This is a genomic window from Paenarthrobacter sp. NPDC090520 (assembly GCF_044769205.1).
Taxonomy (GTDB): Bacteria; Actinomycetota; Actinomycetes; order Actinomycetales; family Micrococcaceae; genus Arthrobacter.
Genome location: NZ_JBIVXM010000006.1, coordinates 18,452 through 33,490, shown reverse-complemented (window position 1 = coordinate 33,490; position 15,039 = coordinate 18,452). Strand labels below are relative to the sequence as shown.

General features: G+C 65.3%; 13 protein-coding genes. 6 read left to right on the top strand and 7 right to left on the bottom strand.

From position 1 onward, the window contains the following. Nucleotides 1-24 precede the first annotated feature (24 nt). The 3 genes from ahcY to ACIQTZ_RS09290 all read right to left on the bottom strand — a co-directional run bounded on the left by ahcY (nucleotide 25) and on the right by ACIQTZ_RS09290 (nucleotide 2,258). A complete protein-coding gene (gene ahcY / locus ACIQTZ_RS09300) occupies nucleotides 25-1,503 on the bottom strand; it encodes an adenosylhomocysteinase (protein WP_402979770.1) in 1,479 nt (492 codons plus the stop codon). Nucleotides 1,504-1,548: 45 nt separating this feature from the next. Further along, nucleotides 1,549-1,737 carry a Trm112 family protein gene (locus ACIQTZ_RS09295; protein WP_402944336.1) on the bottom strand — a complete coding sequence of 63 codons (189 nt, stop codon included), beginning with the start codon at nucleotides 1,735-1,737 and terminating at the stop codon, nucleotides 1,549-1,551. Nucleotides 1,738-1,850: 113 nt separating this feature from the next. Further along, nucleotides 1,851-2,258 carry a DUF3499 domain-containing protein gene (locus ACIQTZ_RS09290; protein WP_402944339.1) on the bottom strand — a complete coding sequence of 136 codons (408 nt, stop codon included), beginning with the start codon at nucleotides 2,256-2,258 and terminating at the stop codon, nucleotides 1,851-1,853. A 121-nt stretch (nucleotides 2,259-2,379) separates the two neighbouring features. Between ACIQTZ_RS09290 and ACIQTZ_RS09285 the strand changes: the two genes are divergently transcribed. Further along, the gene (locus ACIQTZ_RS09285) at nucleotides 2,380-2,898 is read left to right on the top strand and encodes a metallopeptidase family protein (protein WP_400330860.1); all 519 of its coding nucleotides are present in this window, start codon (nucleotides 2,380-2,382) and stop codon (nucleotides 2,896-2,898) included. A gap of 22 nt (nucleotides 2,899-2,920) precedes the next feature. On the opposite strand, the gene ACIQTZ_RS09280 is transcribed toward ACIQTZ_RS09285, so the two are convergent. The 3 genes from ACIQTZ_RS09280 to ACIQTZ_RS09270 are packed head-to-tail and all read right to left on the bottom strand — an operon-like array spanning nucleotide 2,921 to nucleotide 8,494. Continuing rightward, complete coding sequence (locus ACIQTZ_RS09280; protein ID WP_402979767.1) at nucleotides 2,921-4,603, bottom strand: DUF5719 family protein; 1,683 nt, start codon at nucleotides 4,601-4,603, stop codon at nucleotides 2,921-2,923. Beyond that, nucleotides 4,596-7,919, bottom strand: a complete 3,324-nt coding sequence (locus tag ACIQTZ_RS09275; RefSeq protein WP_402979764.1) for a glycosyltransferase — start codon at nucleotides 7,917-7,919, stop codon at nucleotides 4,596-4,598. Before ACIQTZ_RS09275 ends, ACIQTZ_RS09280 begins: the two co-directional genes overlap by 8 nt. 29 nt (nucleotides 7,920-7,948) lie before the next feature. Beyond that, entirely contained in the window at nucleotides 7,949-8,494 is a 546-nt protein-coding gene (locus ACIQTZ_RS09270; RefSeq protein WP_400330851.1) for a WhiB family transcriptional regulator, read from the bottom strand. Nucleotides 8,495-8,860: 366 nt separating this feature from the next. On the opposite strand from ACIQTZ_RS09270, the gene ACIQTZ_RS09265 reads away from it, so the two are divergent. Further along, a complete protein-coding gene (locus tag ACIQTZ_RS09265; RefSeq protein ID WP_402979761.1) occupies nucleotides 8,861-9,556 on the top strand; it encodes a TIGR03089 family protein in 696 nt (231 codons plus the stop codon). 4 nt (nucleotides 9,557-9,560) lie between these two features. Here ACIQTZ_RS09265 and ACIQTZ_RS09260 read toward each other — a convergent pair whose 3' ends face one another. Next, on the bottom strand, nucleotides 9,561-10,133 hold the full coding sequence (locus tag ACIQTZ_RS09260) for a GtrA family protein (protein ID WP_402979758.1): 573 nt from the start codon (nucleotides 10,131-10,133) through the stop codon (nucleotides 9,561-9,563). Between the two features lie 191 nt (nucleotides 10,134-10,324). Here ACIQTZ_RS09260 and ACIQTZ_RS09255 point away from each other — a divergent pair, with 191 nt between their 5' ends. From ACIQTZ_RS09255 to manA, 4 genes are read left to right on the top strand one after another with little or no spacing between them, the layout of a single operon-like run. Next, the gene (locus ACIQTZ_RS09255; RefSeq protein WP_402979755.1) at nucleotides 10,325-11,512 is read left to right on the top strand and encodes a 5-(carboxyamino)imidazole ribonucleotide synthase; all 1,188 of its coding nucleotides are present in this window, start codon (nucleotides 10,325-10,327) and stop codon (nucleotides 11,510-11,512) included. Further along, the gene (gene purE / locus ACIQTZ_RS09250; RefSeq protein ID WP_400330840.1) at nucleotides 11,509-12,072 is read left to right on the top strand and encodes a 5-(carboxyamino)imidazole ribonucleotide mutase; all 564 of its coding nucleotides are present in this window, start codon (nucleotides 11,509-11,511) and stop codon (nucleotides 12,070-12,072) included. The genes ACIQTZ_RS09255 and purE overlap by 4 nt, the downstream gene beginning before the upstream one ends. An 11-nt stretch (nucleotides 12,073-12,083) precedes the next feature. Continuing rightward, nucleotides 12,084-13,724, top strand: a complete 1,641-nt coding sequence (locus ACIQTZ_RS09245; protein ID WP_400330837.1) for an LCP family protein — start codon at nucleotides 12,084-12,086, stop codon at nucleotides 13,722-13,724. 48 nt (nucleotides 13,725-13,772) lie between these two features. Then, nucleotides 13,773-15,038: a mannose-6-phosphate isomerase, class I gene (manA, locus tag ACIQTZ_RS09240; RefSeq protein ID WP_402979752.1), complete on the top strand. Its 1,266-nt coding sequence runs from the start codon at nucleotides 13,773-13,775 to the stop codon at nucleotides 15,036-15,038. The last annotated feature ends 1 nt before the right edge of the window (nucleotide 15,039 follow it).

Here is a 15,039-nt window from a genome sequence, read left to right as displayed (position 1 = left end):
GCTTCCGTCAAGAGCGATGTCGCCCTAGTAGCGGTAGTGCTCCGGCTTGTACGGTCCGGCAACATCGAGGTCCAGGTAGTCGGCTTGTTCCTTGCTCAGTTCAGTGAGCTCCACGCCCAAGGCGTCCAGGTGCAGGCGTGCCACCTTCTCATCGAGGATCTTGGGAAGAACGTAGACCTGCTTTCCGTACTCGCGTCCCCCCTCGGGCTGGTCCTTCTTGGTCCAGAGCTCGATCTGCGCGATGGTCTGGTTCGCGAAGGAGTTGCTCATCACGAACGACGGGTGGCCCGTGGCGTTGCCCAGGTTCAGCAGCCGGCCCTCGGAAAGCACGATGATGGAGCGCTCGTCGCCGGTTCCGGAATCGAAGACCCACTCGTGGACCTGCGGCTTGATCTCCACCTTCTTGACGCCCTCGACCTTGGCGAGGCCGGCGATGTCGATCTCGTTGTCGAAGTGGCCGATGTTGCCCACAATCGCTTTGTTCTTCATGCCCAGCATGTGCTCGGCGAGGATGACGTCCTTGTTGCCTGTGGTGGTGATGAAGATGTCACCCTGGGCCAGGACGGACTCAAGCTTGGCAACCTGGTAGCCGTCCATGGCGGCCTGAAGTGCACAGATGGGGTCGATCTCGGTTACCACCACGCGGGAACCCTGTCCCCGCAACGCTTCCGCGGCACCCTTGCCGACGTCGCCATAGCCACAAACGACGGCGACCTTGCCGCCCATGAGGACATCGGTGGCGCGGTTGATGCCGTCCGGCAGTGAATGCCGGATGCCGTACTTGTTGTCGAACTTGCTCTTGGTAACGGAGTCGTTGACGTTGATGGCCGGGAAGAGGAGCTTGCCCTGCTCTGCCAGCTGGTACAGGCGGTGCACGCCCGTGGTGGTCTCTTCGGTAACGCCCTCGATCCGCGCGGCAATGCGCGTCCACTTCTGCGGGTCTACGGCAAGCGTGCGGCGGAGCAGGTCAAGGATGAGGTGGTATTCCTCGGGGTCGTCGTCCGTGGCCGCGGGAACAGCGCCGGCAGCCTCGAACTCCACCCCCTTGTGCAGCAGCAGCGTGGCGTCACCGCCGTCGTCGAGAATCATGTTGGGGCCGAGTTCCGGGTTGGCGTCCGCGCCAGGCCAGGTGAGGATCTGCTCGGCGGTCCACCAGTACTCCTCCAGGGTTTCGCCCTTCCAGGCGAACACCGGGACGCCTTGCGGGTCCTCCGTGGTCCCCTTTCCAACCACGACGGCGGCAGCTGCCTCGTCCTGGGTGGAGAAAATGTTGCACGAAGCCCAGCGAACCTCAGCGCCGAGGGCCGTGAGGGTCTCGATCAGCACGGCAGTCTGGACCGTCATGTGCAGCGAACCGGCGATGCGGGCACCCTTGAGCGGCTGCGACGCGCCGAACTCGGCGCGCAGGGACATCAGGCCGGGCATTTCATGCTCAGCCAGGCGGATCTGGTGGCGGCCAGCCTCGGCAAGCGAAATGTCAGCCACTTTGTAGTCGAAAGTCATGGGTGTCCTTAGGTTGACCGTGTGCGTTTGGTGTCTGGGGCGCCGTCAGGCGTTGGCGGCGGCGAGAAGGTCCGGGGGCAAGAGGAGCGGGATGCCGTCCTCGATCGCGTAGCGGAGCTTTTCCCCAGTGTCAGCAGCCTCGGTGGACACGAGTTCCTCACCCTCCTGGAGCAGCGGTGAACCTGTCACCGGGCAACGCAGGATGGACAACAATTCAGGACTGACCTTTGGCATGGATGATGCTCCCTGGGTGGCGCCGGGCATGGCGCCGCTGGCGGACTTATCTGCAGCCTCCAGCCTACCGCGCCGGGGCAGGCCCTTCGGAGCCCGCGACGTTTTGCGTCCGGTCAGGAAGGCTCGCGGAGAACCCGCAAATGTCCGCGTCGCGTTCCCTCAACCGCGGCGGGTGGCTCCACGGGCTGGCGGTGCTGGCGTGTGGACGTTTCCGGAGCGGAATTGGCGTTGGAGGCAGCCTCGCGGACGGCATTGGCAAGCGCCAGGAGATCGTCGGGTCCCGGCTCGGGAGGCGAGGTAGGCATGGCCAGCCGCAGGACTTCCCAACCGCGGGGAACCGTCAGGGTCTCGGCATGCTGCGCACACAGGTCATAGGCGTGGGGTTCTGCGTAGGTCGCCAAAGGACCCAGCACGGCAGTCGACTCGGCGTACACGTACGTCAAAGTAGCTACCGCGGACTGGCGGCAAGCGGATCTGGAACACTGGCGAATAGCACCCACAACATCCCAGATTAGCCGCATGTGGCCCTTGGACGCCGCATTGACGGCGTGTGGCCGCATGGATTCTGCCCCGCGGTTCCATGGTCGGCGCGGTGCCGCCCATGATGTCGCGCTGGCGGATTCCCGGGACTACAGTCGATATATGCAGTCACAGCCACATGTTCCCGGCTTCTCCATCCGGTGGACAGACGCCGAAGCATCCGGTGAGCCGGACCTTGCCGCGCCGAAGGCCAAAGGCTTCCGGACGCGCCGGCGGAACCGGCACGGTCGGGGGTTGCGAGGGGACCTCATGCTTCCCAACCTGCCCGGTTTCCGCTCCCGCTCGGAACGCTTCGACGACCTCGTGCTGGATTCCGCGGAACGCCTGCAGGACATGTGGGGCAAGCAATTGGACGGCGTGCTCTTCGCCGTGGATGAAATACCGCCAAACCTCGAAGAACTGGTGGCCGCGGCAACGCCGGCACCCATGGGCGCCTACACTCCCGGTGTCCGGGGTGCAGCGCCCATGATCACTGTGTACCGGCGCGTGGTGGAACAGACCGCCGGGACCAAGGAGGAACTCCAGGACCTGGTCCATGACGTCGTGGTGGAGTACACCGCCGAAATGCTCGGGGTGCCGCCGGAGACGCTGGACCCGGTGTACCGGCGGCGTTACCAGTAAGCCATTACCGGCAAGCCAAGGCTCAGTAGCCCACCGTGACCGGAACTTTCTCCAGGCCGGCAGCAGCGTCCTGGATGGCCAGCACGGAAACATCGGCACGGTCCTTGGTGCCAAGCAACATGGCTCCGTAGACGGGATCGCCGGAGGCGGAAACCACGAAGCCTGCCACCGCAGCGCCGTCCGCGGTTGCCGGGAGTTCAATCAGCGACGTGGTTCCTCCCGAGATGTCGATGTCCACGGACTTCCCCACTTTCCCGTCGGCGGTGACAGGGGCGTAACTGACGCTTGCCCGCCCCTCCGGAACGCCGAAACTGAAGAAGCGCTGGCCCGAGCGGGGAACCGCCACGAGATGCTGGCTGCCCAGCCGTGCGGACGACGGAGACCAGGCAAAGTCGGTGGGCGATTCGGCCTTGGCCCCGCGTGCAATCCGGGTGGAGGCCACGAAGGAAACATCGGAACTTGCGGTCACGGTGTAGCTCCCCGCAGGAACTCCGTCCAGGTCCAGGCTGGTGACGGTGCCACCCTTGACGGTGACCACTCCCCCGTTGGGAAGCTGCCGCTCGCCATTGGCCCCGTATAGCTTCACTTGGACCACGGCATCCGTGGACCCCGGAACGGCAAGCTGCAGGGCCGGCACCGCGTCGCTGAAGCCGGACTTGCCACCCAGCGCCTTCAGGGCTGCCGCGTCCTGGATGTCGACGCCGGTCATCACCTGGAGGTTGGATGGTGCGGCACCCGGCGACAGGAAGTCGACCCCACCGGGAACCAGCCCCCGCAGGACGCTCTGCTGGATGGTTCCTGCCACGGGACCGCCGGTGCTGCGCAAGTGGACCGCCAACTCGGATTCGTTCGGCGCGAGGCCTGCGAGGTTGACCGAGCGGGTTGTTCCCGGGGCGATCAAGAGCCCTCGGGCGCCGGGCGCCTGGATCTGCCCTTGATGGCCGAACAGGTCCAGGTTAACGGTGGCCGGGGTCTCGGAGGCGTTGCTCAGGTTCAGTACTGCAGTGCGGCCCAAGGCCGTGTTTGAGCCCAGGAGCCAGGCGTCGTTGCCGGGCTGTTGGCATTGTGCTGCGGCCAATCCCCGGAGGTCGCCGTCCGTGGCTGAGTAACTGAGGTTCGCCGACAGCGAGGCCTTTTCGTTGCCGATGGGGTCGGCGCCTACCACGGTTGGCGAATCCACGGGGCTGACGGATGCCGCCGCTGCGGCCAGCACGGGCGGACCAGGTGTGGGCGACGGTGTGCTGGTGGGGGCCTTGGCAATCTCGGCCACGTTCTTCCCGCCCAGGGCTGTGATTCCGCTGCCGGGGACGGTTCCGGCCGGGGTGCTGAGGACCACGGCGTTAAGGGCGCTGGTTGCAGTAGTGGAGACCGGGCTGAACTGCGCGTCCGTTCCTACCTCCGTGCCCGTGACCAGCCGCGCCGGCTCGGGGCAAACGCCCAGGGAGCGGCCCGCAGGGACGTCTGCTTGGCGGGCTTCAAGGTTGGTCCCGCCGGATGGTCCTGGAACCATGCCCGCGGCCGCCACCGCGCCGCCACCGGCGGCCAGAATGACGACGGCGGACAAGACGCCCGTAACGATGCCCTTGTTCGAACTCCGCCGGCTTCCAGCGCGCTCCTTGGACGGCTTGGGAGCTTTGGCGGATTCCGTCCGTGGCTTTCCGTGATCCGTCGTTCTTTCGACGCCGTTTTTCTGGTCGTCAGACACTGCTGTACTCCTTACGGAGGGAAACTTCGTCCCTCGACATGCCGGTGCGCGAACGGCGGGCGGGGACGGGAACGGCCAGCAGCACCGTCAGGCCGAAGACCACGGCCTGGAGGATTCCGAACCACAGCGCCCAGGGAGCCGTATAGCGGATTTCCAGCGTTCCACCAGCGGCAGGGAGCTCGAAGGCCTGGGCCCAGCCGGAAGACGTTGAAGTCAATGCCCGGCCATCCAGCCACGCGTTCCAGCCTTGGTCCGAACGCTCGGCCAGCACCACTTTCCTGCCCTCTTTACCGGCGGGCACCTCGGCATCCACGGCCACGTCGTCCGATGGCAGGGCACCCAACACGGCTCCGTTGGCGTCAACAATGCGGACCCGGTTCATGGTGTCGGGAGCCGCAGGGCCACCGGTGTTCCGCGGAGTCACCCTCCACAACCACCCGGCGTCCGTCTGTCCCACGGCCACCAGGCCGGGAACGGCGTCGATCCTGCTGGCCGTCAGTTGGGCAGCACTGTCCGCGGCCTTGAGGACCACAAATCCGGCGGCCAGCTGTTCCAGGTCCGCCCGCGGATCAACCCCTGTGCTCGCCACGATCGTGGCCACGGCGCGCCGCATGGAAGCGGTAGCGGAATCGTCGGTGACAATCTCCTCACGGCCCGGCGCTCCGATAATCGTCCGTGCCGAGGCAATGGTGGACAAACTGTCCAGCGTGGTTCCGGAACCCCGCATGAGGGACGAAGTGAACGAGCCCTGCTCGCCACTGGTGATCACCAGCGTCCGCGTCCGCTCGGGTCCCGTACCGCGGTCGACGGCGGTGGCCGGCAAAGTATCGCTGGTCACCGCCCCCACCAACCGACTGGCGCCGAGGGAACCGTTTGCCGGGGCCGCAACTGGCGTTCCGCCGGTTTCCGAGGAAGGCTGCAGGATGTTCTGCGCTGTCCAGGCCGCCATCGCCGCCAAAGGACCGGCCACCAACAATGCCACCGTCACGGCAGACGCAAGGCCCCGCAACGGCAACCTCCAGCGCGTTGGGTCCGGAGCGGATCGCGGCGCCGAGAAAATCCTGTCCGCACCGATCATCGCCGCTCCCAGGAACAGCATTCCTGCGGCAGACACCGCAGGACCCGTGAACGGACCCACCAGGGCGGTGCTGTTGACGCCGGTTGCCACGTGACCTACCAACCAGCTGCTGGCCAGGGTAGCCAAAGCAACCAGCCAGAACACGCGGGCCAGGGCCGTACGCTTTCCTGGCAGGAAGAGGGCCGCCACTGCGAGCAGAAGCGTTGGAACACTGACCAGCAGGGCCAGCATGAGTGCCCAAGGCACGGGACCGGGCCCAAAGAGCGCAAGTCCGGTGAGGCCGCCGTCGGGCATGAACGCCAGTGGCTGGCCCAGGATCTGCTGCCACAGCGGGGCGGCCGCGAAGTCCAGCGGCAGGCCGGGATCGGCAAGCAGCGAGCGGGGACGGTCCAGCGCCGAGACGGCGTAGGGGACAAAAAGTACCAGGCTGGGAAGGAGCGACCACCAGAGCGTTTTCCCGCGGGATCCCAGGACGACGGCGGCAAGCACGATTGCCACAGTGATGGGAGCCAGGAGCGATGGAGCCGCAGCGGTCACAACGGCCATGGCAAGCCCGGCGGCTGCCGCGGCAGTCCAGGATGGAGTCCCGTTGATGCCCGGCTTCCCACGCACCGGCGTCGGCCTGCGGCTGAAGGGTGCCTGGGTGGCAGTGCCGCCGATGGCCGTCCCGGTAGCCCGAAGGAGCGCCAGCAGGAGGAGCGGCATCACCAGATGGGCCAACAGGGCCCCCAGCCTGCCCTCGTTGATGGCGATCAACAGGCCCGGCGCACCGCCCCAGGCCAGGGCTGCAACGGTCCTGAACCGGCGGCGCTTGGTGAGCGCGCCCACGGCAAACCAGGCGCCTACACCGGACAAGGGCATGGCCAGGACCAGAAGCCAGGCGATGGCTGAATTCCCATCGCCCCCACCGAAGAGCGAGAGAAGCCACAGGACATAGCCGAACGGGTCCCCGTGCCCGGGCAGTCCGGCGCCCAAGGAGATCCACCAACCCGAGGCGTTGTCCCACATGTCTCCGGGAGATCCGGAAACGGGCAGGAGGCCGCCACCGGCAACAACGCCGGTGCGCAACAGACCCAGCAAGCCAATCAAGCCAGCCGCCAAGGCAGTCAGCGCTGCTCCTGCGGCACCGGTCCCTACCCAGCCGCGGTCATTGGTGGCCAAGGCGGCAAAATCATCAACGGCGTCACCGCTGGGCTCGGCGGCCAGGAGATCCGAGGTGACCTGCCGGTCGTCAGCCGGGCGGATGGCCTCAAGGAGCGACCTCCTGTGGGCACGCACCTCCCGTGAGGACTTCTGCAGGCCGCGAACCAGTGACCGCTGCCGGCGCCGCGTCCTGGCCGCTGAACGGCGGGCACGGGATACAGCCACGGGCCGTGCAAGCGCGGCGAGAGTGGCGGTGAATTGCGTGAAGCCATAGCCGGGTTCCTTGAGCAGGATGCTCAGGACCAGCCGGACCACGGCGCCGAACAGGGCGCCCACGGCCTGGAACGGTACGTTCCACCATGGCGTGTGCTTGAGCCGCAAATGGATCTGGGCCTTGCGTGCTGCCGATGACGTGCCCAAGGCGTTCGGCCTGTTCTCGACGTGGAACATCCGTGCGCCGGGCACCACCACCACGCGGTTGCCGGCCAGCCAGTTGCGCCAGCACAGGTCAACATCGTCGCCGCTGCCGGGGAGGGCCGGATCGAAACCTCCGAGGAGTTCCCACACGTCGCGCCGGATCAGCATGCCCGCGGAGTTCACGGCGAGCGTATCCGATCGCGGATCGTATTGGCCCTGGTCAACTTCGTCGGCATCGATCAGCGTCAACCGCTCGGCCCAGCGGCTCGTGGAAAGTCCCACGTCCACCAGGCGTCGCTCGTCGTTCCAGTCGAGCTGCTTGCACCCAGCAATGGTGACCGAGGTGGTGCGCTCCACTGCAAGCAACAACTCGGCCAGGGCATCGGGTGCGGGAGCGGCATCGTCATGCAGGAGCCAGATCCACTCCACCACGTCCGCATTGCCGTGTGCTCCTGCCGGGGCCAACCGCTGCAAGCCGGCCTGAACAGCCGCACCGAAGCCTGACTTGGGCTGGTGGTGTTCCACCACGTTCGAATCGCCGAGTGCATCCCGGAGCAGCTCTGCTGAATAGTCCGTGGATCCTGCATCAACGCCAATGGCGGCATCTGCCGAACGCGTCTGGTCCGACAGTGCCGCCAAAGTCCTGGGGAGATAGGCCCCGCCGTCGTGGGCTACCACGACGGCGGTGACGTGTACTTCCTTAAGAATTAGACTGCTCGCTTCCTCAGCCGACGGCGTTCGCGCTCGGAGAGCCCGCCCCAGATACCAAACCGTTCATCATTCGCCAGGGCATATTCCAAGCACTGGGAGCGGACATTGCACGCACCGCAGACCTTCTTGGCGTCCCTGGTGGAGCCGCCCTTTTCAGGGAAGAAGGCTTCGGGGTCCGTCTGGGCGCACAAGGCGTCCGTCTGCCAGCCAAGTTCGCCTTCATCATCGAAGTCCGCCTGGCTGGGAAGCCCGATCCACACCGGCTGTCCGGGGTTTTCGAGCGGGCGTCGAAGCTCCATGGGAGGATCGTCCACGTCATCGTCCGGACCCTCGGGTACATCGCCGATCAATGCTTCGTGTGCTGCGAGGAGGGCTGTTGCCTGGTCCTCCAAAGTCTGCTGCACGTTTTGGTTGTATCTCTCTGCCGCTTCCGGGTCCGCGGGATCCACATACCAGTCCCCTGGCACGTCCCGTGAACGGTACTTCACCGACGCTTGTTCTGCGACGACTGCATCTTCCTGGATACGCAACGCTTGCCCCATGGCGTCCCTCCTGATTTTGCAGCTGCTGCCTGGATGTTTTCCGATTCCCGATCATGTGCCCGGTCATCTGTGCAGCGGCGTTTGATTACTAATTACACGTGTGTAACTACCCGCCAGTCAAGCCGCGCCGGGATAATAATCAAGAATCTGTAGAAAAGTGGGATGCGCCACGCCCAACGTTTTCCACCCCCGCCACAACGCGGGTCAGGGAAATCGGAAGCACCGAATCACTTCAGGTGAACATCAGCGGAACTTCCGCGGAAATCCGCATCTGCGCTACATGATGCACAGGAACCTGATAAATCGCGTGTGCCGCAATTCACAGACCCACGGGACGCCGTCCGCGGGCCGTGACAAGATTGAGCCATGAGCATCCCGGCAGCGAACCTGATGACCACCCTGCGATCCGGCCACGCCACCTCCCCCAGGCTCACGTGGTACGGCCCCGACGCCGAACGCGTGGAACTCTCGGGCCGGGTTTTGGACAACTGGGTAGCCAAGACCAGCAACCTTCTCCAGGACGAACTGGACGCCGAACCCGGCATGGCCGTGCGGCTGGACCTGCCGGCCCACTGGAAGTCGTTCGTATGGGCCTTGGCCGCCTGGCAGCTGGGCATGGAGGTGGTGCTGGACGGTTCGGACGCCCACCTTTTGGTGACCAACGAGCCCGACGGCGGCGCTGGCGCCGGCTTCGATGCGGTGGTTGCCGTACCCCTCGCCGCACTCGCCATGCGTTGGCCCGGTGAGCTGCCTGCCGGCGTCGTGGACTACGCGGCTGAAGTGCGCTCCCACGGGGACGTTTTCATGGCGCACACCGAGGGTTCGGCCGACGATCCCGCAGTGCGCGGCACGTCCCCGTATGCCCATGAGGCCCTGATGGATGGCTTCGCCGCGGCGCAGGAGCCCGGCGTGCGCCTGCTGGTTCGCGCGGCCGAAGGCTTGGAGCCCGGCCTTGCGGCCGCTTTGGGCGCCTGGAACCAAGACGGTTCAATTGTCCTGGTTCACCCGGATGTGGACGTGACGCAGCACCTGCTGGAGAACGAGCGCGTCAGCCGTTCGTAGCGCGTCAGCCGTTCTTGATGGACGGCACCTCGCCCGTCGGCGGCCCTGCGCTGCCCGACTCGGCAACGCTTGCCTTTGCCTTGTGGTGGACCTCGATGAGCTCGTGGTCGTGGGAGTAGGCGGGCTCGGCGTCGAGTTCTTCGTTGAAGACCCAGAAACGGTAGGCGAAGAATCGGAAGATGGTTCCCAGGATCAGGCCCACCACGCTGCCCGCAATGAAGAGGGACGGCTTGTCGTTCAGGTTCAGGATGTACTTGGCGAACCAAACGCATCCGGAGGCAATCAGAAGGCCCACGAAGTTCATCACAGCGAAAAGTACGGCTTCACGCACTACGTTCGCCTGCTTACGGTGGCGGAACGTCCAAAACCTGTTGGCCACCCAGGAGAAGACACTTGCAACGATCGTCGCAATCGCCTTGGCCCACACTTCACTGCCGTGCATCGGACCCGAGAAAAGCCAGATAAAGACGGCCGAGTCGATGACGAACGCAACGCCGCCGACGGCGCCGAACTTGGCTACTTCGCGCCAAAAGAGCGAGGCAAGTCCGCGGATGCGATCTGCAAGTGTGGTGATCATGACCCTCCAAGGCCGTTGAAAAGTGGGCCGATGGGCCTCATCCATTTTAGCGCCGAATTCCAAGGGCTGCCCGGGAGCCGGCTGTGAGAACGCCTATACCCCTGTGCGCCGCACCACGTTAAAGGCGGAAAAGTTGGGACGAAAAGCCGCAGAATCAATGATCCCGCCACTGGTTCGGTAGGCTGAACCTTGTGACTTTTCCTGTTATTGGCGTTGTTGGCGGCGGCCAACTCGCACGCATGATGGCCCCGCCCGCTACCGCTTTGGGATTCGAACTCCGCGTTTTGGCTGAAGGTGAGGACGTTTCGGCCGTTGCCGCAGTGGCCACCGCGCCCATTGGAGACTACAAGGACCTCGATGCCCTCCTGGAGTTCGCCAAGGACGTGGACGTCCTCACGTTCGACCACGAGCATGTCCCCACGCAGCACCTCCGCGCGCTCCTGGACGCCGGCGTTAACGTCCAGCCCGGTCCGGATGCACTGGTCAACGCCCAGGACAAGCTGGTCATGCGGGCGGCCATTGACCGCCTTGGCCTGCCCAACCCGGAATGGTCGGCAGTTCGCTCGGTGGACGAACTCGTCTCCTTTGGCGACAAGATCGGTTGGCCCGTGGTGCTGAAGACTCCGCGCGGCGGCTACGACGGCAAGGGCGTGCGCATCGTGGACTCCGCAGAGGAAGCCACGGAAACGGCTGACTGGTTCCAGACCATGAGCCCGCTGCTCGCCGAAGCCAAGGTGGACTTCAGCCGCGAACTCTCAGCCTTGGTGGCCCGCACCCCCAGCGGCGAATCGCGCGCCTGGCCTGTGGTTCACACCATCCAGGTGGATGGCGTGTGCGACGAAGTCATTGCTCCGGCACAGAACATCTCCCTGGAGGTCGCAGCGGCAGCCGAAGAAGCGGCACTGCGCATTGCCAACGAACTTGGCGTTACCGGAGTCATGGCAGCGGAACTCTTTGAAACCCCTGGCGTGGGTGCCGGATTCCTGATCAACGAACTCGCCATGCGCCCGCACAACACCGGGCACTGGACACAGGACGGCTCCATCACCAGCCAGTTCGAACAGCACCTGAGGGCTGTCCTGGACCTTCCGCTCGGTGCCACCGATGCCCTGGCTCCGGTCACGGTCATGAAGAACTTCCTCGGCGGCGAAAACCAGGACCTGTTCGAGGCCTTCCCCATGGCCCTCGCTTTTGAACCCGCCGCCAAGGTCCACTGCTATGGAAAATCCGTCCGTCCGGGCCGCAAGATCGGGCACGTCAACTTGGTGGGCACCTCTGCTTCCGACGTCGACTCCGTGCGCGAGCGGGCCACAGCCGTAGCCAACACCATCCGCGACGGCCGCCTGCCGGCACAGTCCACCTCCGAGGAGACCGCATGACTTCTGAAAACACCGCTCCCCTTGTTGGGCTCGTCATGGGTTCGGACTCTGACTGGCCCGTTATGGAGGCTGCCGCCGACGCCCTGGCTGAATTCGGCATTCCCTTCGAGGCTGATGTGGTCTCCGCCCACCGGATGCCCACCGAAATGATCCGCTATGGCCAGACGGCCCATGAGCGCGGTCTTCGCGTCATCATTGCCGGCGCGGGCGGCGCGGCCCACCTTCCGGGCATGCTCGCCTCGGTCACTCCCCTGCCGGTCATTGGTGTACCGGTTCCCCTGAAGACCCTCGACGGCATGGATTCCCTGCTCTCGATCGTGCAGATGCCCGCCGGCGTTCCCGTGGCGACGGTATCCATCGCAGGTGCACGCAACGCGGGCCTCCTTGCCGTCCGGATGCTGGCCTCCGGCACGGACGAACTCGCCGGCCGCCTCCGCGAAGACCTCCTCACCTTCGCGCAGGAACTCAATGACGTTGCCACCAAGAAGGGCCAGAACCTCCGGCGAAAGGTCGAAGAAGTCTTCGCACCTGCCGGCGATTCCGCACGGAGCACCCGCTAGGAAGGCAGCGGATGACCAGCATGCAAAAGAATACGTTTCAGTCGGGGGCAACGCTGACTGATCCTGTCCGCTATCCGTCCGGGGCGAGCGCCCCGGTACGGACCAAACGCGCCTTCGTGCTGGTCCTGCTCACCCTTTTCATCCCGGGCAGCGCCCAGATTGTCGCGGGCGACCGCAAATTGGGCCGGATCGCCCTCCGCGTCACCCTGGTTGTCTGGGCCTTGCTGCTGCTGACCTTGGTCCTTGCGTTGGTCAACCGCAGTGTCCTGCTGAGCATTGCAACGCATCCCGTGGGCTCATTGCTGCTCATTGTGGTCCTGGTGGCGTTGGCCCTCGGCTGGGCGTTCCTGTTCATCAACACGCTGCGGATCATCCGCCCCACCTTGCTCGCCCCGGGAATGCGGCCCATCATTGCCGTGGTGCTGGTGGCCGCCACCGTCCTGGCGAGTGGCTCCTTGGGCTACCTCGCGTACGTGTTGAATGTCAGCCGCAACGCGATCGGCAGCATTTTCGACGCCGGTCCGGCCATCGACCCGGTGGACGGCCGCTACAACTTCCTGATGATGGGCGGCGACGCCGGAGATGATCGCACGGGTCGCCGCCCGGACAGCCTCTCGGTGATCAGCGTTGACGCCAAAACCGGTGAAAGCGCCATTATTTCCGTCCCCCGCAACCTCCAGAACGCACAGTTCAGCGAGGGTTCCCCCATGCGGAAGATCTACCCGGACGGCTACAACTGCGGCGATGAGTGCCTCATCAACGCCGTCAACACCGAGGTCACCAACAACTACCAGAACCTCTATCCCGGCGTTGCCGATCCCGGAGCGCAGGCGACTTTGGAGGCCGTGTCCGGAACACTGGGCATCACTGTCCAGGCCTACGTCCTGGTGGACATGGACGGCTTCGCCAAGCTGATCGATGCCATGGGCGGCATCCGCGTCAAGGCAGGTGGTTGGGTACCCATCAGCGGTCCCGTCACCGACGAAGCCAACGGAATCCACGGCATGCCCGACGGCTGGATCCCCGCGGGTGATGTCCACCTCGATGGGTTCCACGCCCTGTGGTATGGCCGCTCGCGCGAATTCGTCGATGACTATGCCCGGATTGCACGCCAGCAATGCGTCCAGCAGGCCATGCTGAAGCAACTCGACCCTGCGACGCTGCTGACCAAGTTCGAGGACATCGCCAACGCCGGCACCAAGGTGGTGGATTCCAACATCTCGTCCTCGCAGTTGGGCAGCTTCGTGGACCTGGCACTGAAGTCCAAGGGGCAGCCCGTCCAGCGGCTCACCATAGGACCACCGGACTTCGAGGCCTCGTTCTCCACGGTTCCGGACTTCGACCTTATCCATTCCAGGGTCCAGCAACTGTTGGCCTCGCAGAACAGTCCCAAAGCGGACGACGCCATGGTGCCCGGCACCAAGCCGGGAGCAGGCACCGTTACTGCCGCCGGCGCGGTTCCTGCCCAGCAGTCCAGCGTCCGGCCGGCCGGCCAGCAGCCGTCGCCGTCGTCGTCGGACTTCACGCCGGTGACCACCACGCCCGATGGAACACCCATCACCGAGGAGCTGCTCAACGGGCTCAAAGCGCAAGGCGACGAACAAGGCATCCGTGACCTTGTGGCCACCAACGGCCAGTGCGCCCCGCTGTAGCCACGCAGCCTCCCGCCCACGTTCACGCAACCTAAAGGACTTTCTTTCGTGTACCAGATTGAGAATGTTTTGCGGCCCTATGTTTGGGGTTCGACGACGGCGATCGCGGAGTTGCTGGGCCGGCCCGCCTCGGGCGGCCCGGAAGCAGAGCTGTGGATCGGGGCGCATCCTGATTCCCCCTCGACGGCGGTCCACCCGAACGGTGTAAGGCAGGCGCTGGATGAACTCATTGCCTCGGATCCCGGGCATTTCCTGGGCGAGGAGAGCGTGGCGGAATTCGGTCCGCGGCTGCCTTTCCTGACCAAGCTCCTGGCGGCCGAGCAGCCGTTGTCGCTGCAGGTCCATCCCAGCCTGGAACAAGCGCGGGAGGGTTGGGCGCGGGAGAACGCCGCAGGGCTCGCGGCCGGCTCTGCCGAACGCAACTACAAGGACGACAACCACAAGCCGGAAATGATCTATGCCTTGACCCCGTTCAGGGCGCTGTGTGGATTCCGGCCCGCGGCGCAGTCCCGGAGCATCTTTGAACACCTGGCAACGGTGATGGACTCCGCGGCCATGGACGTACCGGCCATCATCACCGGCGTGATCGAAGACCTCTGCCGGGCAGAGGAATCCGCCGCCCTGAAAGCGGCCTTCACGCGGCTGATCGAGGGCGGACGTGAAGTGTCCGAGGCCGTGGTGGAAGTCGAATCGGTGCTCCGTTCGGGTGCCCCACGCGAACCGCACGAAGAGGCACTGACCGCGATGCTGGGCATCAACGAGGCCTTCCCCGGCGATCCCGGAGTGCTCATTTCGCTGCTCCTGAACCACTTGACCCTCGAGCCCGGCGATGCCGTGTACTTGCCCGCAGGAAACGTGCACGCCTACATCCACGGCCTGGGCGTGGAGGTCATGGCCACCTCGGACAATGTGCTGCGCGGCGGCCTGACGCCCAAGCACGTCGATGTCCCCGAACTGCTCAAAACCGTGCGTTTCGAGGCCCTCGGGGTTCCCCACGTGGTGGCTGAAGGCACCGAGTTCGGCCAGGAACTGTACCGCCCGCCGTTCAAGGAGTTCCAGCTGCAACGCATCGAACTGGGCCCCACGGCCGAGCCCGTGCCCTTGGCGCAAACCGGGCCCGCCGTCGTCGTGGTCGTGTCCGGGTCCGTGGTCCTCGACTCCCCCAAGAGCGATCTCCGCCTGGAACGCGGCGCCGCCGCGTTCATCCCCGAGGTGGAGAATCCCGTGAACGTCCATCCTGTCCAGGGGGCCACCGAAACCAGCGTGGCCTTCGCCGTCACCACGGGGCTGTCATCCTGGGCGAAAGGGAACTAAG